This window comes from Mycoplasma struthionis, from assembly GCF_003855455.1.
GTDB lineage: Bacteria > Bacillota_I > Bacilli_A > Mycoplasmatales > Metamycoplasmataceae > Metamycoplasma > Metamycoplasma struthionis.
On sequence record NZ_CP034044.1, the window covers coordinates 298,375 to 317,806 of the forward strand.

16 protein-coding genes, 1 tRNA gene and 2 rRNA genes are annotated in these 19,432 nt (G+C 30.7%); 11 read left to right on the plus strand and 8 right to left on the minus strand.

What is annotated here, in order from left to right; genetic code table 4:
• Nucleotides 1-6 precede the first annotated feature (6 nt).
• From EGN60_RS01210 to EGN60_RS01220, 3 genes are read right to left on the minus strand one after another with little or no spacing between them, the layout of a single operon-like run.
• Nucleotides 7-672, minus strand: coding sequence for a chromate transporter (locus tag EGN60_RS01210; protein ID WP_124724283.1), 666 nt, complete (start codon nt 670-672; stop codon nt 7-9).
• The gene (locus EGN60_RS01215; RefSeq protein ID WP_124724284.1) at nt 672-1,346 is read right to left on the minus strand and encodes a chromate transporter; all 675 of its coding nucleotides are present in this window, start codon (nt 1,344-1,346) and stop codon (nt 672-674) included. Before EGN60_RS01215 ends, EGN60_RS01210 begins: the two co-directional genes overlap by 1 nt.
• Nucleotides 1,346-1,831 carry a dUTP diphosphatase gene (locus EGN60_RS01220; RefSeq protein WP_124724285.1) on the minus strand — a complete coding sequence of 162 codons (486 nt, stop codon included), beginning with the start codon at nt 1,829-1,831 and terminating at the stop codon, nt 1,346-1,348. Before EGN60_RS01220 ends, EGN60_RS01215 begins: the two co-directional genes overlap by 1 nt.
• Nucleotides 1,832-1,888: 57 nt before the next feature.
• On the opposite strand from EGN60_RS01220, the gene EGN60_RS01225 reads away from it, so the two are divergent.
• Together EGN60_RS01225 and EGN60_RS01230 are read left to right on the plus strand one after the other, a co-directional pair.
• Nucleotides 1,889-1,972 (plus strand) — tRNA-Leu (locus EGN60_RS01225).
• A gap of 94 nt (nt 1,973-2,066) precedes the next feature.
• Nucleotides 2,067-2,876 carry a hypothetical protein gene (locus EGN60_RS01230; protein ID WP_157977610.1) on the plus strand — a complete coding sequence of 270 codons (810 nt, stop codon included), beginning with the start codon at nt 2,067-2,069 and terminating at the stop codon, nt 2,874-2,876.
• Nucleotides 2,877-2,894: 18 nt separating this feature from the next.
• Here the strand turns inward: EGN60_RS01230 and EGN60_RS01235 are convergent, their stop codons facing one another.
• From EGN60_RS01235 to EGN60_RS01245, 3 genes are all read right to left on the minus strand, one after another.
• Nucleotides 2,895-3,698: a hypothetical protein gene (locus EGN60_RS01235; RefSeq protein ID WP_124724287.1), complete on the minus strand. Its 804-nt coding sequence runs from the start codon at nt 3,696-3,698 to the stop codon at nt 2,895-2,897.
• Between the two features lie 151 nt (nt 3,699-3,849).
• Complete coding sequence (gene pyk, locus EGN60_RS01240; protein WP_124724288.1) at nt 3,850-5,271, minus strand: pyruvate kinase; 1,422 nt, start codon at nt 5,269-5,271, stop codon at nt 3,850-3,852.
• Between the two features lie 185 nt (nt 5,272-5,456).
• Entirely contained in the window at nt 5,457-6,299 is an 843-nt protein-coding gene (locus tag EGN60_RS01245) for a variable surface lipoprotein (protein ID WP_124724289.1), read from the minus strand.
• A 299-nt stretch (nt 6,300-6,598) separates the two neighbouring features.
• On the opposite strand from EGN60_RS01245, the gene EGN60_RS01250 reads away from it, so the two are divergent.
• The 3 genes from EGN60_RS01250 to EGN60_RS01260 all read left to right on the plus strand — a co-directional run bounded on the left by EGN60_RS01250 (nt 6,599) and on the right by EGN60_RS01260 (nt 9,631).
• Nucleotides 6,599-7,789, plus strand: a complete 1,191-nt coding sequence (locus tag EGN60_RS01250; protein ID WP_124724290.1) for a phosphopentomutase — start codon at nt 6,599-6,601, stop codon at nt 7,787-7,789.
• A 70-nt stretch (nt 7,790-7,859) separates the two neighbouring features.
• Nucleotides 7,860-9,293 (plus strand): proline--tRNA ligase, encoded by a 1,434-nt coding sequence (gene proS / locus EGN60_RS01255; protein ID WP_124724291.1) that lies wholly within the window; start codon nt 7,860-7,862, stop codon nt 9,291-9,293.
• A 23-nt stretch (nt 9,294-9,316) separates the two neighbouring features.
• Nucleotides 9,317-9,631 carry a thioredoxin family protein gene (locus tag EGN60_RS01260; RefSeq protein ID WP_245979694.1) on the plus strand — a complete coding sequence of 105 codons (315 nt, stop codon included), beginning with the start codon at nt 9,317-9,319 and terminating at the stop codon, nt 9,629-9,631.
• Between the two features lie 47 nt (nt 9,632-9,678).
• Here EGN60_RS01260 and thiI read toward each other — a convergent pair whose 3' ends face one another.
• Both thiI and EGN60_RS01270 read right to left on the minus strand, forming a co-directional pair.
• Nucleotides 9,679-10,830 carry a tRNA uracil 4-sulfurtransferase ThiI gene (gene thiI, locus EGN60_RS01265; protein WP_124724292.1) on the minus strand — a complete coding sequence of 384 codons (1,152 nt, stop codon included), beginning with the start codon at nt 10,828-10,830 and terminating at the stop codon, nt 9,679-9,681.
• 1 nt (nt 10,831) lies between these two features.
• Nucleotides 10,832-12,136, minus strand: a complete 1,305-nt coding sequence (locus EGN60_RS01270; RefSeq protein WP_124724293.1) for a hypothetical protein — start codon at nt 12,134-12,136, stop codon at nt 10,832-10,834.
• Between the two features lie 70 nt (nt 12,137-12,206).
• Here EGN60_RS01270 and rpmG point away from each other — a divergent pair, with 70 nt between their 5' ends.
• From rpmG to EGN60_RS01300, 6 genes are all read left to right on the plus strand, one after another.
• On the plus strand, nt 12,207-12,353 hold the full coding sequence (rpmG, locus tag EGN60_RS01275) for a 50S ribosomal protein L33 (RefSeq protein ID WP_124724294.1): 147 nt from the start codon (nt 12,207-12,209) through the stop codon (nt 12,351-12,353).
• Nucleotides 12,353-12,562, plus strand: a complete 210-nt coding sequence (locus EGN60_RS01280; RefSeq protein WP_124724295.1) for a preprotein translocase subunit SecE — start codon at nt 12,353-12,355, stop codon at nt 12,560-12,562. The genes rpmG and EGN60_RS01280 overlap by 1 nt, the downstream gene beginning before the upstream one ends.
• A 12-nt stretch (nt 12,563-12,574) precedes the next feature.
• Complete coding sequence (nusG, locus tag EGN60_RS01285; protein WP_124724296.1) at nt 12,575-13,153, plus strand: transcription termination/antitermination protein NusG; 579 nt, start codon at nt 12,575-12,577, stop codon at nt 13,151-13,153.
• Between the two features lie 181 nt (nt 13,154-13,334).
• A 16S ribosomal RNA gene (locus EGN60_RS01290) occupies nt 13,335-14,854 on the plus strand.
• A gap of 187 nt (nt 14,855-15,041) precedes the next feature.
• Nucleotides 15,042-17,937: ribosomal RNA gene (locus tag EGN60_RS01295) — 23S ribosomal RNA — on the plus strand.
• The 16S and 23S rRNA genes sit together here, the layout of an rRNA operon.
• Nucleotides 17,938-18,294: 357 nt before the next feature.
• A complete protein-coding gene (locus EGN60_RS01300) occupies nt 18,295-19,380 on the plus strand; it encodes a zinc-binding metallopeptidase family protein (RefSeq protein WP_124724297.1) in 1,086 nt (361 codons plus the stop codon).
• Nucleotides 19,381-19,432 lie beyond the last annotated feature (52 nt).

A 19,432-nucleotide genomic window follows, 5' to 3' on the forward strand; every position in this document is an offset into this window, starting at 1 on the left:
ATGTTTTTAATTTAATCAAGGTTGAAAAATAATAAAAGTAAATATTAAACTAGAAAGTAATATAGCTCATAAAGGAACTTTTTTTCTAGCAGCTATATAACTCATTATTATTCCTGATGGAACTCAAATATATAAAACTATTTGTCTTCATCCTTTAAAAAAAGCAACTTTTTCAGATTGTTTTTCATTTATTAAACCAAAATAATTATTTACTCCTTCATTAAAAACTAAATAAGGAAACATTGTTGAAATAATTATTTGTATAGCTAAAGCAATAACAATTCCCGCAACAACAGGATTCATTATTAATAAAAGTTTTTTAAGACCTTCATTTTTTGAAAACTGATTTACTTTTTTCATTGAAAAATAAATCATTAAAACTGCAGGTAAAGCAAAAACTAAATAAGTTAAGATCATTGCTAAATAACCTCACCACTCGCCATTAGCAACTAAATATCCAGTAATTAAACCAAATTTAGTTGAAACGACACCAGGCGTTGCATTAGCTATTGAAAACACTTGATTAATTTTGTCATCAGTTATATTTAATTTAAATATATGATCAAGCAATCTTCACATCCATTGAAAAACAGGCATAAATACTTGACCACCACCAAATATTGATAAAGAGACAAAAATAAGTAATGGAATTGATAAAAGTAAAGCTAGCATTATTTATCACCTTCTTTACTTTCAATATTTATTTTTTCTATATTTTCCTTTTCATTTTTTTGATTAATTAAATTTAATCTTTTTGCATTTCTTTTTTGAATTTTAAAAACTATAAAGAAAATTACGATTATTAAAACCATAACAAAAACAGGCATATTATAAGGAACTGGAATTAATAATGAAAAAAGTAAAGTAAAAACAAATAAAAATAGTCATAATGCAACAGGCATTTTTTTATAACTCTTTTTTAAATAATTAACTCCAAAATTGATTAAAAAACCAACAATACTAATTAAAACACCTAAAGAAACTAAATATAAATATTTTTTAGGTACATAGCTTAAAGCTAAAAAAAGTCCAAAAAATAATAAACAATGAGGTAATATTGCAACTAAAGTTACAATTAAACCTTTTCAAAAGCCCAAACATTTTATTGAAACATATCCTATAGCTTCAATAACACTGGCCCCAGGCAACATATTTGTTATTATCACAACTCTATCAAATTCAGATTCTGATAATCAATTTTGTTTATCTACAGCTTCTTTTTTAATTACCGGCATTAAAGCATTTCCGCCGCCAAAGCCAATAAAAGAAATATATATTATGAATCAAAAAACTTTTCAAAATGAAGGTTTTTTAAATTCATTAGTATTTTGATTAATATTTTTCATTAATAATTTTCTTCGATTCTTTGATAATTTTTAGCATTCTTTTTTAAATATGATTGAATAATGTCTTCATATTCAATGTTGGCTAATTTGCCTAATGCTAAATATAGTCCATAAGCTTTTTTAATATTTCTTTTGTTGAATTTATAAAGTAGTTTTGTAAATATTTTAAATGTATATGCTAATTGTAAATTAAAGTCTTGTGATTTAAAAATTAATTTAATTTCACTATTTAAATTGGTTTTATAAGCCATTGAAGTTAGAAAATGAATACCATCTGCAAATTCTTCGAGAATTTTTTCTCTGTCTGTACTTTTATCTATTTTTCAATATTTAAAAGTTTTTATTTCATTAGCAAATTCTGCTAATTCAACTATTAAAGCAATAGCCATTTTTGTTTCAATATTTTCTTTATCTTGCTCTAAAATCTTATTTGCTATTTTTTTATCTAAAGCTTTTTGCATTGTAAATATCTCTTCTAAATTCATAGTTAAATTATAACATAAGAGCAATAAATTGGTATAATGTAAAATAAGTTAAAAAATGCTCCAGTGGCGGAATGGCAGACGCAGTTGACTCAAAATCAACCGGTGAGAGCCGTGCTGGTTCAAGTCCAGTCTGGAGCACCATATACAATTTGTATCAAAATTTAAAAAATCACTAACAAATTTAAGTTAGTGATTTTTTTCATTATAATATATATACATTAAGAAATGAGAAATGATGAACAATAGAAAAAAAGAATTAAGAAAAATAACGACATTAGAAATTCACTCAGTATGATTTCTTTTCTTAGTTTTTATGGCTTTAGCTATTTTGTGACTAGTTTTAGTTTATATAGTTATAACCTTAAACAACAGATATCATGAACTTTTAAAAATTGCTAATGACTTTGTAATTAGTATTTTAATGGGAATAGGAACTGGGTTAATTTGAGTTTTATTTGGATTTCTATTTATTGATTTATTTAAAAGAAATTCAATAACTGATTATTTTCAACTATATAGTTTTCTAACATCTTTAAAAAATAAATCTAAATGTAATGTTTTAAAAGATGCAAGATTAGCAGAATTTTATACAGCTAAAAAAAGAATGAGCAAAGAAAAATTTATTGAAGCGATGGCTAAAATATTAGAATATTCTGCTTCCTCATTAGAATATGAAAATTTAGTTAATGAAATAAACGCCGATTTTGCTAAATATAGCTTTATTGAAAACAATATTGAAGAAGAAAAAAAGAGCGCAATAATAAGAACTGTTTTTTATAATATATTAATTCCATTTGCATTCTTTGCAATAATATTATGATTAGTAATTTTATTAATTAATAATGAAGAATCATTAAGAACTGTTTCAAGATTGCTTTTAATAATTGCAACTTCAGTTTTAGTTATTTCAATTTCAATTTTTACATACCAAATGTATATTATTAAAAAAACCAAAAACCATGAATCTTATAATGATTTCTTAATGCTTTCATTTAATAACTATGGTTTTAAAAAATTAAGTTCAGCAAACAGTAAAATAAAATAAATTCCGAATTAACGGAATTTATTTTTTTATCATAATAGCATGTAAATCAACAGGTTTGTTTTTTTCGTCAACATATTTAAATTTCTTTAATTCAGCTTGTTTTGGTGTGTAGTTTTGATCTTTATTAACATATAAAAATGCTAATAGATTTAATAATGTTTGTGTTCTTCCAATAACATTATTTCCTTTTTTAATCATAGCACCATTTTTTAAATTATTTTCTACTGTTGTTGTTTTTAATTTGTTTAATTCGTCAACTGCATAATCTCTTAATTTTGTTACGTTTTTATTTACAATACCGTTTTTTAATTCATTTAAAGTCATCGCCTTAACAACAGGTTTTTTACCATTTTTAACTGTAACTTGGAATCTTCCATTAATTAATTTTTTTGCATGATTTATGAAGTTCACACCTTTAACAGCTCTTAAATAAACTAAATCTTCACCTTTAATTCCTTTTTCTGAAAGTTTTGCAATTTCACTTACTTTATTTAGTGATAATTTTGTTAAATTAGTTTTTGCTGAAAAGTCTGCTTTAAATTTTGCAGGAACATTTGGATGACTTTGTGTATTAGGTAATTCTGTAACAGTTGATTTAGGGGCTGATGGTTGAGCCTTTTCTGCTGTTTCAGTAGTTGCTGGTGGGTTTTGAGATAAAGCATTTCCGTTTTGATTTCCTGCGCTTTCAGGATTTTTGTTTTCTTTTTCAACTGCAGGAGCACCTTCAGTACCTTCTTTAGATGTACTGTCTGGAGTTTCAACATTTTTGGTTGTTGTTTTGTCGGCATTTGAATTGCTTCCACAACTCATTGCAACAGGCAAAATAGCAACTAATGGTAAAGGAGTTGCTAATAAAAATAATAGTTTTTTGATCTTTTCATTATTTTCCTTTTTATTTTATAAATTAATATATTTATAAATTGTCTCAAAAAAAAAAACAAATTTCTTAAAAACTTGTTCTTTAGATTTTTAATTAATATTCGTGTTCTGTTATGTTTAAACTATCAACAACAATAAACTTGTCACCTTTTTTGGCACCATAATCAGCTAAAACTTTTTTACCAGCTTCATGATCAAATTTAATTAAGTTTCTTACTGCTTCTGAGTGTTTTTCACAAAATACTGAAGATGTAACACCAAAGCTTCATACTAATTTATCGTCACTTACAACACCAATGATGTATGAATTTGGACGATATTTAGCAATTTCTTTTAAAAGTCTACCACTGTGGCTTAATACAATAGCAAATTTGTATTCACCTTTTTCTAGTTTTTTAGCAACTTCATAAGCAATTAACATTCTTTGACTTGGATGGTTTGCTACTTTTTCAATTTGTCTTGTGTAGAATAATTCACCGTAGTATTCTTCTTCTGCTCTTTTAGCAATTCTTGCCATTGTTTTAACAGCTTCAACAGGATATTTACCACTTGCAGATTCTCCTGACAACATTGTAGCATCAGCTCCTAATTCAACTGCATAGTAAACGTCAGTTACTTCAGCTCTTGTTGGCATTGGGTTGTTTTCCATTGAGTCTAGCATTTGAGTTGCAACTATAACTTCTTTACCTGCTAAACGACATTTTCTAATAATTCTCTTTTCATAGTAAGGAACATCATAGTAAGGAATTTCTAAACCTAAATCCCCACGAGCGATCATAATTCCATCACTAGCTTCAATAATTTCATCTATATTTTTTATACCCATTTGTGATTCAATTTTTGAAATTATTTGAATGTGTTCTCCACCGTTAGCTTTTAAAATTTCTCTTATTTCTTGAACATTTTTGGCTGAGTTAACAAATGAAGCAGCAATATAATCAACTTTATATCTTGCACCTCATGCAATATCATTTTTATCTTTTTCACCTAAAAATGGTAATGAGAAATCAACGCCTGGAATGTTAATTCTTTTGTTAGTTTTTAATTTGTGTGAATTTAAAGTTTTAACAATAACTGCTTTTTCTTTAACTTCTTGAACTATTGTTGTTAATTTACCATCATCTAATAAAACTTTATCTCCTGGTTTAACATCTTGGTCCATTCTATATGAAACTGTAATTTCATCTTTTGTTCCTAAATGTGTTTTGTAAGCTTCTTCGCCAGTTGTAATTTTAATAATGTGATTTGCAGGAATTTCAACTGCATCATTTTCCATTTTACCAACTCTAATTTCAGGTCCTTTTGTATCTAAAAGTAGAGAAATAGGACGATCTAATTCTTTTGAAATTTGACGAGCTAATTCAAATTTATGTTGGTGACTTGGACCATCTCCGTGTGAAAAGTTAGCACGGATTGTTGTAACTCCATTTTCTATTAATTGTTTCAATGTTTCATAATTGTCTGATGCTGGACCAATTGTTGCAACTATTTTTGTTTTTTGTTCATTGAACTTCATAAGTTCTCCTTCATTTAAGTTTTATTGAATTGATCATAATATTATTTTATAATATACTAAAATATTACCATTTTTAAGTTTTAGTAAAAGAAAAAACTTAAAAATTCAATCTTTTTCAATTAAAAAATCTAGTAAATAAAAATAATTAAGGTAATAAAATTACTACTTAATTATTTAATTTATTATTATCTTTTTGCTTTTTCTTTTTCAGCTGCTTGTTTATCATTTTCTTTTTGATCGTCTTTATCATCATCTCCTACTTCTTTTGAATTAGGTAGAGATGCAATTTTTCCTTTTTCTATTTGAGCTTTAACAGCATCCATTTGTTCTTTCAATTTGTTGGCGGTATAAAGCATACTTCCCATGTCATTTGAAGTGTTTACTTTTAATCTTGCTTCTGCTTGGCGTCTATATGAGTCGTATTTCTTTTGGTTTTCAACACTTAAAGAATTATAGTAGTCTACAACTTCTTGAGCAATCGTTCTAGCGAATTCAACGACAACTTTTTTTGCTTTTTCTAATGCTGCGCTTCCTTCTCTTCTTAAAGACATAACAACGTCTTTATCATCTGAATCTTTTTTAGCTTCATAATCTTTTTTAAAATCATCTCTTATTTTAGTAACCATTGCTCCTGCATCTTTATTTTCGGCATTTACAGCTGTTATTAATTTTTCGAATTGTGCTAATAAAAGTTTTGGACCTTCTTTAAGAGTATTTACAGTTTTTGCATTTTCAGCCTTAGCTGCAGCGATTTCAGCTGGTGAAGCTGTTACAGGTGCTACAGCAGGAGTTGTGTTTGGTGAAGTTGTTCCTGATCCATCATTTCCTGTTCCTTCATTTGATCCTGTTCCTTCTTTAGGAGTTGGAGCAGGAGCTGGTTCAGGAGTAGGGGCAGGTGTTGGAGCAGGAGTTGGGTTTACTTCTTCAGTTTTCTTTTCTTCTGTTTTTCCACAAGAAGCTGCTATAGCAGGTAGTGCAGCTACAGGTAAGATTACACCTAATAGTGCTACAAATTTTTTAGTTTTCATATATATGTCCTTTATTTAGATATTTGTTTACGCCTAAAATATAACACATAATTTATATATAATATATATATATTAAAGTAGTGAAGAAATATTTACATAAAAAAAGCGCTATTTTTTTTTTTGCAAAAAAAATTTTTAAAACTCTTTTAAGTTAATAAACGGCTAAAAAAGTTTAAAAATTCAAATTAACATTTTATTTTTTAATAGTAAAATAATAATGTAAAAAACATTAAAGGTAATATTTAATGTTCTTTTATTATTAATATATATTTATTTTATCAATTTAAAAAGGAAGAAATATGCCTAAATTTAATCGTGTATTTTTTATAGTAACAGATGGTCTAGGAATTGGTGAAGAACCTAGACAAAAAGAATTCCATGATGAAGGAGCAAATAGTTTACTTCATGCTTCTGAAGCTTTACCTCTAGAAATTCCTACTTGAAAAAAATTGGGAATTACAGAAGTAGCAAAAGTGGCTGGACATGTAGCTAGAAATAAAAATCCTTTAGCATATGTAGGAAGAATTCATGAACTATCAAATGGTAAGGATACTTTAACTGGACACTGAGAAATGATGGGAATTTATACAAAAGTTCCTAACCCACAATTTATTGAACACGGATTTCCACAAGATTTATTAGATGAATTATCAAAAGCATGAGATGGTAGAAAAATAATTGGAAATAGAGAAGCATCAGGTACAGTTATTTTAGAAGAATTAGGACATCAACACATGGAAAAAGGAGATATGATTATTTATACATCTCCAGATTCAACATTACAAATCATTGGTGATGAAAAAACTTTAGGTGTTGAAAAACTAACTGAATATGGAATTAAAGCTCGTCAAATTTGTTCATCACGTCCTGAATGAAACGTAGCTAGAATTATAACAAGACCTTTTGTTTATGAAAACGGAAAATTTACACGTACTTTTAACCGTCATGATTATGCAAATAAACCAACTGGTCATATTATTTTAGAAGATTTACAAGCAGCTGGCGTTGATGTTGTTGCTGTTGGTAAAATTAAAGATATTTTTAGTGGTGTAGGTATTAATAAAGTTTATGGTCCTGCTTCAGATGATGAAAACATGGACATAGCTATTGATATCGCTTCAAGTGATTCAAAAAATCAATTTGTATTTGTTAACTTAGTTCAATTTGATAGTCACTATGGACACCGTCAAGACCCTGTTGGATATAGCCAAAACGTTTCAAGATTAGATGTTAAATTAACAAAATTAATTAACGCTTTAAAAGAAGACGATTTATTAATAATGACATCAGATCACGGAAATGACCCAACAAAAGGAACAGATCACAGCCGTGAAGCATTACCTCTAACTGTATTTTCAAAATCATTTAAAGAACCTAAAGTATTTAAAGAACCTCTAAAAGGTTTAGGAACTGCTGGAAATATAGTAGCAAGAAACTGAAACGTTCCTTTAGTAGAAACTGGTGAAGATATCTTTGATAAATTAGTTTAAAAAGCGTCTTGTGCGCTTTTTAGTTTCTAAATTAAAGAAATTTTTAAAAATTGTATAAAATAAATATAGTATGAAAAAATTAGAAAAGATAACCCCACAATTAGAAAATTTTGCTAGATGATATACTGATGTAATTCAAAATGGTGATTTAATGGCTTATGGAGCAAATAAAGGTTCAATTATTTTTAAACCTTTATCATTTGGGATTTGAGACAATATTCGTTTGAATTTGGATCGTGAGTTTAAAAAAGTAGGTGTTAAAAATGTATATTTACCTCTTTTAATTCCTGAATCTCTGCTTCAAAAAGAAAAAGATCATTTAGAAGGATTTAATCCAGAATTAGCAACAGTAACAGAAGTTGGTGGCAAAAAATTAGCTGAAAAATACTATATTAGACCTACAAGCGAAACTCTTTTTGCTGATTTATTTAAAAATGAGATTGGTTCATATAATGATCTCCCTTTAATTTATAATCAATGAGTTAATGTGTTAAGATGAGAAAAAACAACAAATCCATTTTTAAGAACACGTGAGTTTTTATGACAAGAAGGTCACACAATGCATTCAAATGCAGAAGAAGCTAAAAAACTAACAGAAAAAATGTTGCTAATTTATGAAAAATTTGTTTCAGAATATTTAGCAATTCCAGTTATGGTGGGTCAAAAAACTGAACACGAAAAGTTTTCAGGTGCTGATTTTACTTATACTATTGAAGCAATGATGAAAGATGGTAAGGCTTTACAAGCTGGTACAAGTCATTACCTTGGTCAAAACTTTACCAAACCTTTTGATATTGCTTTTAAAAATCAAAACAATGTTTTAGAAAATGCATATGGTACAAGTTGAGGTGTTTCAACTCGTTTACTAGGTGCATTGATAATGACACATGGAGATGATAGAGGAATTATTATTCCACCAAAAATTGCTCCAATCGCCGTAGATATTATTGAAATATTTGCTAATAAAAATCCTAAAATACATGAAACAGCTTTATTAATTAAAAGTGAGTTAGATAAGTTAAATATAGAATCTCAAATTGATGACAGTGATAAAGGAGCTGGTTTTAAAGCAGCTAATTCAGAAATTCATGGTACTCCTTTAAGAGTTGAAATTGGACCTAGAGATTTGGATAATAACCAAGTTCAATTAATAAGAAGAGACACATTAGAAAAAAAACTAGTTTCTTTAGATAATGTAACTAATGAGATTCAAAAACTATTAAATGAAATTCAAGAAAATCTTTATAAAGAAGCTAAAAAAAGATTATATGAAAATATAGTTGAAATAAATAATTATGAAGAATTTAAAAATGCTATTGAATTAGGCAAATGAGTTTTATGTGCTTTTGAAGGCGATGGTCAAGATGAAACTAAAATAAAAGAGCAAACAGGAGCTTCAACACGTTGCATGCCTTTTGAATTGCCTTTTATTCCTAAAAATGATGTTTGTTTTTGAACTAATAAAAAATCAAAAAGATTTGTTATTTTTGCAAAAGCTTATTAACTAAAAATATTTATAAATAAAAAATGAAAGGACTAATTATGTATTTAGAAACTTCAAAACAAGAATTAGCTGAAAAACACTTAGAAGGAAAATCAATCTTAGCTTTTAGAGCTACATGATGTGGACCTTGCCAAATGGTAGGACCTGAACTACAAAGACTTGCTTCAGAAAACTCAAACATTAATGTATACAGCGTTGATGTTGATCAAAACACAGATTTCGCTCGTGAAATGGGTGTTACAAGCATTCCTTCATTATTCTACTATGTTGATGGTAAACTAGTAAATCAAAGTGTTGGTTACATGCCTGCTGAAGAATTATTAAAAAACTTTAAATAATAAAAAAATAAACCCTAAAGTTTAAGCTTAAACTAAATCTTTAAGGTTTATTTTTTATTTATTGAAAATTTCTTTATTTCAAGTTCATTAATAACTTCATCTTCAAGTTTTTCAAGCATTTCAAGTTCAATTTCTAATCTTTTAGCTTCTTCTCTATTAGGTTTTGTAACAGGATTTTTAGGAGCAAAAAGTTCACAAGTTTCACAAGCTTTTAGTAATGAAATAGGTAAGGTTTCAATTTCTTTAGCAATTTTAATTATTTCATTTTTATCAAAAGAAAGTAAAGGTCTAAAAATAGGTAAATCACAAACTTCAGAAATTGTATAAATTGATTCAAGAGTTTGAGAAGCAACTTGAGCTAAGTTTTCACCATTTGAAAGTGCTTTTATATTTTTTTGTTTAGCAATTTTATTAGCTATTCTATAAAAACTTCTTCTCATCAATGTTATTTTATATTTTTGATTTGAAACTAAACCAATATAATTCATTATTTTTGTATAGTTTATTTGATATAGTGTTGCATCGCCTTGGTATTTTAATAATAAATTAATAATTGCATCAATTTTATCAGTTGTACTTTTATCTGTATGAGGAGGTGTAATAAAGTTAATAAATGAAACTTTTAAACCTCTTTTTTGAAGTAAATATGTTGCTACAGGTGAATCAATTCCACCGCTTATTAAATGTAAAACATTTCCTGAACTCTTAGTTGGCATACCACCTAAACCTTGAATATAATCACTAAAAACATAAGTACTTTTATCTCTTATTTCAATATATATTTTTAAATCTGGATTTTTTAATGAAACTGTTTTGTTTTCTGTGTTTTTTAAAACAACTCCTCCAAAATGTATATTAAGTTCATTTGAAGTCATTGAAAAGTTTTTATTATGTCTTCTTGAATCAATTGCAAAACTATTAAATTCTTTTTCTTTAATAATTTTTAAAACTATTTTTTCAATTTCATCTAAATCGCTTTTACATTCATAAACTAATGAATAAGAAGATAAACCAAAAATGTATTTTAAAGCTTCTAAATTTTCTAAAGAATAATTTATAAAAGCTCTATCAAATTCCATTTTTATATCTTCTTTTTTAATATATCATTGTAAATTAGCTTTAATTTGGTTAATAAAATCTTTTCTATTTTCACCTTTTAAAGTTAGTTCACCATATCTTAATAAAATTTTGTCATACATCTTAATTCACTGATTCCTTCATTTTAATTAATAAGATTTTTATGATTTTTTCATAATCTTCATTTTTGTAAGCTTCTAAAATTTCTTGATAAATTAAATTATACATTTTATTTTGTGAAACTTTTGAACCAAAGCTATATAGAATTTCTTTTGCAAAATTCTTTTTATATAGCTTTAAAGATAAATAAAGCAAAGCAAAATCAATCATTTCTTCATTTTGGTTTTTAAAATCTAAAAAACTAAAATCAATATTGTTTTCAATAGCTAAACTAATTAAAGTATCTAATGTTTGTTTTTTAGCTTCATAATTCTTTTTATTTGCAATTTTTAAATTAATTAAACTTTTTTGCTTTAAATCTTTATTTATCTCTTTTTTTAGTTTTAAAAAATATTGATAATTATTTTCAAAACTAATATTTAAATTTAGTAATTTATTATTTAAAAGATATTCATTAACATTAAATAAAAAGTCTTGAATCTTTATATCTTTATTTAAATAATACTGAGATATTTTTTTAATATCTTCTAAATCGTTTTCATCAATTTGATTTTCTTTATTTTTTAAATCATTAATTAAAAAATCAAATTGGTTTTCTTTATCTATTTCTTTTAATTTATTAGCTAAATAATTTCTTTTTTTAAAAATAAAAATAAAGTTTAAAAGGTTTTTTAATTCTTTTTTTATCTGATTTTTTAAATTATCAAATTTTAATAAATCAAAACCTTGCTCAATTAGTTTTTCACATTCTAAAAACATTAAATTAATATTTTGAAATATTGATTCATTTAAATATTCTTTTTTAAGTTTTAAAACAATTTTTTTAGCTTTGTTTAAAAACTCAAAATAGTTTTTCATAATGTTAAAATCATCAAAACAATGTTTTTTAATTTCTTTATTATTCTTTTTTAATTTTTTATTATAAAAGTTTAGTTTTTTTAAAGTTTTTCAACTTTTAAAAAAACAATCTAAGTTTCAAAGATTATGATTTTCTTTATGTCTTAATTCAATCATTTCTAATTCATGTCTTTGTTTTTTAAAAAGCTTAAAATTTTCTTCATTATCTCAATATAAATCATTTATTTTAGCTAAATAGCTTTCTTTTTTAATAAATCCAGATAATTGATTAAAATTAATTTTTAGTTTTTCATTATAATCTTTGTATTTTAATAATAGATTTTGATACTTTTCTTTTTTTAGTTTCAAAAATAAATGAGAAAAATAGTATCAAAAATAAAATAGTGAAATAATTAATAATAAACTTAAAGCAATTAAAATTATGACTAGAATCTTGCTTGAATAACTCATAATTAAAATTATAAATTAATAATGTTAGTAATTTTTTAAAAAAAATCAATGATTTAATTATAATTTTAATATGAAAAAAGGCAAAAAAGTTTCTTTAGCATGTCAAGAATGCTTACACAAAAATTATGTTTTAGCTAAAAGTTCAGAAGCTAGACTAGAATTAAATAAGTTTTGTAAATACTGTAATAAATCAACTTTACATAAGGAAGAAAAATAATGAAAAAAAGCAATGAAAATCAAGAATTAAAAAACTCAACAATGAAAAATTGAGTTAAAGAAATAAAAAGAATTAATTGAGCAAGAGCACCTAAAGCTTGAAAATGATTTGGATTAACAATGGCTTTTTTGATTGTATTAGGAATTTTTTGTTTTTTAATTACTTTAAGTTTTACAAGTTTATGAAATTTAGTTGGAATTAAAGCTTAATTAGGAGATGCTATGATTAAAGATTTTAAATGATATATGATTTCTACAGTTTCAGGAAAAGAAGATAATGTTGTTGAAGCTTTATGAAACAAAATAAAAACTCAAAATATGGAAGATTATTTTTCTGAATCAAAAGTATTTAAATGTCCACATTTATCAAATAAAGAACTAGAGAAAAAAACTAGAGGTGAAGATTATTCTATTAGATATATTAATATTTATAAAGGATATATCTTTTTAAAAATGATTATGACCGATGATTCTTGATATTTAGTTCGGAACATACAATATGTAACAGGTTTAGTAGGATCTAGTGGAAAAGGTGCTAAACCAACTCCAATAAGTGAAAAAAGTTTCCAAAAAATGGTTGATAAAGAAAAAGAACTAAATGAAAAATTTGAAAGTGGAAATATAGAAACTGGTTTTAAAGAAGGTGTAATTGTAAAAATTATCACTGGACCATATAAAGGTGAAATTGGTGAAATTATTAAAAATAGTGACCAAACCCAAAAAGCTTTTGTTAATATAGAACAATTCGGAAGAAAAGTACCAACTGAATTTGACTATGAAGATTTAGAAATTTGTGTTTAATAATAATAGGCAAACGCCTATTTTTTTATGCCCAAAAAAATAATTATCTTTTTTAAACATATTTTAAAAAACTGTGTATAATAATAATTGTGCTTATATAAATAGTAAGCGCGAAGATAGTTCTTTGAAAACTGGATACAAATACCATAACGTCAATTTATTTTCAATAATATAGATAACATTTTTTAAGAGTTTGATCCTGGCTCAGGATGAACGCTGGCTGTGTGCCTAATACATGCATGTCGAGCGGGGTTTTTTAAACCTAGCGGCGAATGGGTGAGTAACACGTGCTTAATCTACCTTTTAGATTGGAATACCTGATGGAAACATTAGTTAATGCCGGATACGCATGGAATCGCATGATTCCGTTGTGAAAGGGGCCTCAAAGCCCCACTAAGAGATGAGGGTGCGGAACATTAGTTAGTTGGTAGGGTAATGGCCTACCAAGACTATGATGTTTAGCCGGGTCGAGAGACTGAACGGCCACATTGGGACTGAGATACGGCCCAAACTCCTACGGGAGGCAGCAGTAGGGAATATTCCACAATGAGCGAAAGCTTGATGGAGCGACACAGCGTGCACGATGAAGGTCTTCGGATTGTAAAGTGCTGTTATAAGGGAAGAACATTCAGAAGAGGAAATGCTTTTGAACTGACGGTACCTTATCAGAAAGCGATGGCTAACTATGTGCCAGCAGCCGCGGTAATACATAGGTCGCAAGCGTTATCCGGAATTATTGGGCGTAAAGCGTTCGTAGGCTGTTTGTTAAGTCTGGAGTCAAATCCCGGGGCTCAACCCCGGCTCGCTTTGGATACTGGCAAACTAGAGTTGGATAGAGGTAAGCGGAATTCCATGTGAAGCGGTAAAATGCGTAGATATATGGAAGAACACCAAAGGCGAAGGCAGCTTACTGGGTCTATACTGACGCTGAGGGACGAAAGCGTGGGGAGCAAACAGGATTAGATACCCTGGTAGTCCACGCTGTAAACGATGATCATTAGTCGGTGGGGAACTCACTGACGCAGCTAACGCATTAAATGATCCGCCTGAGTAGTATGCTCGCAAGAGTGAAACTTAAAGGAATTGACGGGGACCCGCACAAGCGGTGGAGCATGTGGTTTAATTTGAAGATACACGGAGAACCTTACCCACTCTTGACATCTTCTGCAAAGCTATAGAGATATAGTGGAGGTTAACAGAATGACAGATGGTGCATGGTTGTCGTCAGCTCGTGTCGTGAGATGTTTGGTCAAGTCCTGCAACGAGCGCAACCCCTATCTTTAGTTACTAACGAGTTAAGTCGAGGACTCTAGAGATACTGCCTGGGTAACCGGGAGGAAGGTGGGGATGACGTCAAATCATCATGCCTCTTACGAGTGGGGCCACACACGTGCTACAATGGTCGGTACAAAGAGAAGCAATATGGCGACATGGAGCAAATCTCAAAAAGCCGATCTCAGTTCGGATTGGAGTCTGCAATTCGACTCCATGAAGTCGGAATCGCTAGTAATCGCAGATCAGCTATGCTGCGGTGAATACGTTCTCGGGTCTTGTACACACCGCCCGTCACACCATGGGAGCTGGTAATACCCAAAGTCGGTTTGCTAACCTCGGAGGCGACCGCCTAAGGTAGGACTGGTGACTGGGGTGAAGTCGTAACAAGGTATCCCTACGAGAACGTGGGGATGGATCACCTCCTTTCTACGGAGTACACTAGTTATGGAGTAATATTTGTATCCAGTTTTGAGAGAACAATCTCTCAATTTTGTTCTTTGAAAACTGAATAACGACATTGATATATTAATTAATATTTCAAAGTTTAGATCAACCTATAGAATACAAAATTATAGACAAACAATAGGTCATACAACAAATATAACAAAACAACTATTAAACAAGATAAGAGTTTTTGGTGGATGCCTTGGGTCTGGAAGTCGATGAAGGACGTGATTACCTGCGATAAGCCTCGGTTAGCTGGAAATAAGCTACGATCCGGGGATTTCCGAATGGGGAAACCTAATTGAGCTAATCCTCAATTATCATATCGATGAATTCATAGTCGAATGAAGAGACACGCTGTGAATTGAAACATCTCAGTAGCAGCAGGAAGAGAAAATAAAGAATGATTCCCTCAGTAGTGGCGAGCGAACGGGGAAAAGCCCAAACCAACACATGTTGTTGGGGTTGTAGGACTACATTATGAAGTTACAAAATTTAGTTATAGCAGAATAAGTTGGAATGCTTAAACATAGAGGGTGAAATTCCCGTAAGCGAAATGGCTAAATCTTCTTGTAGTATCCTGAGTAGGGCGGGGCACGTGAAACCCTGTCTGAATCTGCCGGGACCACCCGGTAAGGCTAAATACTAACCAGACACCGATAGTGAACTAGTACCGTGAGGGAAAGGTGAAAAGAACCCCGGGAGGGGAGTGAAATAGATTCTGAAACCAATTACTTACAGTTAGTCAGAGCCCGTTAATGGGTGATGGCGTACATCTTGCAGAATGGATCGGCGAGTTATGTCAACATGCGAGGTTAAGTGGATTAAAGCGAAGCCGTAGAGAAATCGAGTCTTAATAGGGCGCTTTAGTATGTTGATATAGACCCGAAACCAGGTGATCTACCCATGAGCAGGCTGAAACTTAGGTAACACTAAGTGGAGGGCCGAACCGTAGTACGCTAAAAAGTGCCCGGATGACTTGTGGGTAGGGGTGAAATTCCAATCGAACTTGGAGATAGCTGGTTCTCTCCGAAATAGCTTTAGGGCTAGCGTGTAGTGTTAAGTGATGGGGGTAGAGCACTGAATATGGAATGGCGGCGCCTAGCCGTACTGACTATAATCAAACTCCGAATACTATCATGTATTACTATGCAGTCGGTACATCGGTGATAACGTCGATGCACGCGAGGGGAACAACCCAGATCGTCAGCTAAGGTCCCAAAATTGTGTTAAGTGAGAAAGGTTGTGGAGTTTCTTAAACAGCTAGGATGTTGGCTTAGAAGCAGCCACCGTTTAAAGAGTGCGTAATAGCTCACTAGTCGAGAGACTCTGTGCCGATAATTCAACGGGACTAAAACACAATACCGAAGCTACGGGCAGAAATGCGTTAGGAGAGCGTTGTAAGGGCATTGAAGGTAGACTGTGAAGACTACTGGAGCGCTTACAAGTGAGAATGCCGGTATGAGTAACGATTCAGAGTGAGAATCTCTGACGCCTATTGGGGAAGGTTTCCTGGGCAAGGTTCGTCCACCCAGGGTTAGTCGGGTCCTAAGACGAGGCCGAAAGGCGTAGCCGATGGACAACAGGTTAATATTCCTGTACTTTCTTTAAATGTGATGGAGTGACGGGGGAGGATAGTACTACCACTTACTGGATTGTGGGGTAAATAATGACTGGGTCATGTAGGCAAATCCGCATGGCTTAACCGGGAGTTATGATGCATAGTGAAATGGCGACAAAGTAGCGAATTGGATGATTCCATACCTCTTAAAAAAGCTTCTAACTTAAGTTTATTGAAACCCGTACCGAGAACGAACACACGTCCCCAAGATGAGTATTCTAAGGCGAGCGAGAAAACTATTGTCAAGGAACTCTGCAAATTCATCCCGTAAGTTCGCAAGAAGGGATGCCCACCCTAAAAAGTGGGCCGCAGTGAATAGTAAGGGGGAACTGTTTATCAAAAACACAGCTCTATGCTAAGTCGTAAGACGATGTATATGGGGTGACTCCTGCCCAGTGCCCGAAGGTTAAGCAAAGGTGTTAGCATTAGCGAAGCATTGATGTGAAGCCCGGGTGAACGGCGGCCGTAACTATAACGGTCCTAAGGTAGCGAAATTCCTTGTCGGCTAAATACTGACCTGCACGAAAGGAGTAATTATCTCTTAACTGTCTCGACAATAGACTCGGTGAAATTATGGTTCCGGCGAAGACGCCGGAGACCCGCATCTAGACGAAAAGACCCCGTGGAGCTTTACTATAACTTCATATTGGAGTTTGATTTAACATGTGTAGGATAGGTGGGAGACTATGAGGCTTGGACGCCAGTTCAAGCAGAGTCACCGTTGAAATACCACCCTTGTTACGTTGAACTTCTAACTTGTTCCCGTCATCCGGGAAGAGGACAGTGTGTGGTGGGTAGTTTGACTGGGGCGGTCGCCTCCTAAAGGGTAACGGAGGCGTTCAAAGTTACACTCAATACGGTCAGAAACCGTATCTTAGAGCATAAAGGTAGAAGTGTGATTGACTGTGAGACCTACAAGTCGAGCAGGTGCGAAAGCAGGACTTAGTGATCCGGCGGTTCTTCGTGGAAAGGCCGTCGCTCAACGGATAAAAGCTACCCCGGGGATAACAGGCTTATCTTTCCCAAGAGATCACATCGACGGGAAGGTTTGGCACCTCGATGTCGGCTCATCGCATCCTGGAGCTGGAGTCGGTTCCAAGGGTTGGGCTGTTCGCCCATTAAAGCGGTACGCGAGCTGGGTTCAAAACGTCGTGAGACAGTTTGGTTCCTATCTGATGTGGGCGTTGGAATATTGATGAGAGCTACTCTTAGTACGAGAGGACCGGAGTGGACGCACCGATGGTGTGCCAGTTGTTTTGCCAAAAGCATAGCTGGGTAGCCAAGTGCGGCAGGGATAACCGCTGAAAGCATCTAAGCGGGAAGCCCCCTCAAAGATGAGTATTCCCTTTAAATTCCTTATAGACTATGAGGTTGATAGGCTGGAGGTGTAAGTATAGCAATATATTCAGCTGACCAGTACTAATAAATTGATTGGTTTAATAGTGATAAATTTTATAGCGAGATTTAAAATTGTCGTATTCAGTTTTCAGAGAACGATTAAAAAGTGTTTAAATTAAGCACTTTTTTATTTTATTTTAAAAAAATATAAATAAAAAGAAAACTGACTTTGAAGGAGTATCAAAGCCAGTCATTGAGTATTGAGTTTGCCGAAAACAGGCTCCGCAGACCCGGTTTTCAATTATTCAGAGAAATAAGCATTAAGCTCGGATAAGACATTTATTAAATAAATCCAATTTTTATTCAAAATTGAACTACTAATATTATAGCATATCTTAAATAAATAAAACAAATAATTTATAATTATTAAAGATAAATGAGATTTATTAAATAAGGAGATAGAATGACAAGAGAAGAACAATTTAAAAAACGTTTAATTACCTATATGGAATTAGAAGGTATGTCACGTTATGAAGATAATATAGTAGAAGAATTAAAGAAAAATATTAATTTAAAAAAATTTGAAGTTTCAAGAGATAATTTAGGTTCTGTTATATTTCATAAAAAATCTAAAAATCCAAATTCTCCAAGAGTTATGATAGCAGCTCATATGGACGAAGTTGGGTATGTTGTTAGAAATATAGATCCTAAAGGTCAACTTTATTTATCAAGTGTTGGTGGAATTTGACCAACAACAGTTATTGGAACAAAAGCAAAATTAAAAGTATCAAACGGTAAAGAATTTATTGGTTTATTTGGTCATACATCAATTCATATTTTACAAGCTGATGAAAGAGAAAAAGCAGTTTCAGAAATGAAACTATATGCGGATTTTGGTTTTAAAAGTGAAGAAGATGCAAAAAATAATGGTGTAGAAATTGGTGATTTAGTTTATTTAAGTGGTGAAACAATTCATTTTGCTGACCCTAATTTAATTGGTGGTAAAGCTATGGATAACCGTGCTGGTGTTACAGTTCTTGAATATATTTCAAAACAAGTGGAAGATTTAGATTTAGATGTTGATTTATATTTAGTTGGAACAGTTCAAGAAGAAGTTGGAACTAGAGGTGCTAAAAGCTCAGTTAAATTAGTTAAACCACAAGTTGCTTTTGCTTTAGACACATGTGCATCACATGATACACCAAATACAATACCAGGAAATACTAAATTATATTCAGGAGCTGCTTTAAGATTAAAAGATCGTGGAACTATGATGGATCCTAAATTAGTAAACTTTGTTTATAATTTATCAAAAGAAAAACAAATACCAGCTTATAAATTTGTTGCTATGGGTGGTGGTACAGATGCAGCTGAACTTCAATTTGCTGACGGTGGAGCTGCTACATTAACAATCTCATTACCTCAAAGATATCTACACTCACCAATTGGTGTTTGTGCAATAAGCGATTTATTAGCTGCTGGTGATTTATTAGTTGAATTTTTAAAATCATTTAACGAAAAAGAATATAACGAAATAAAATACAAATAAATGTATTTTATTTTTTTAATTGGCTAATTTTAAAACACCTTTTTAAGTTATA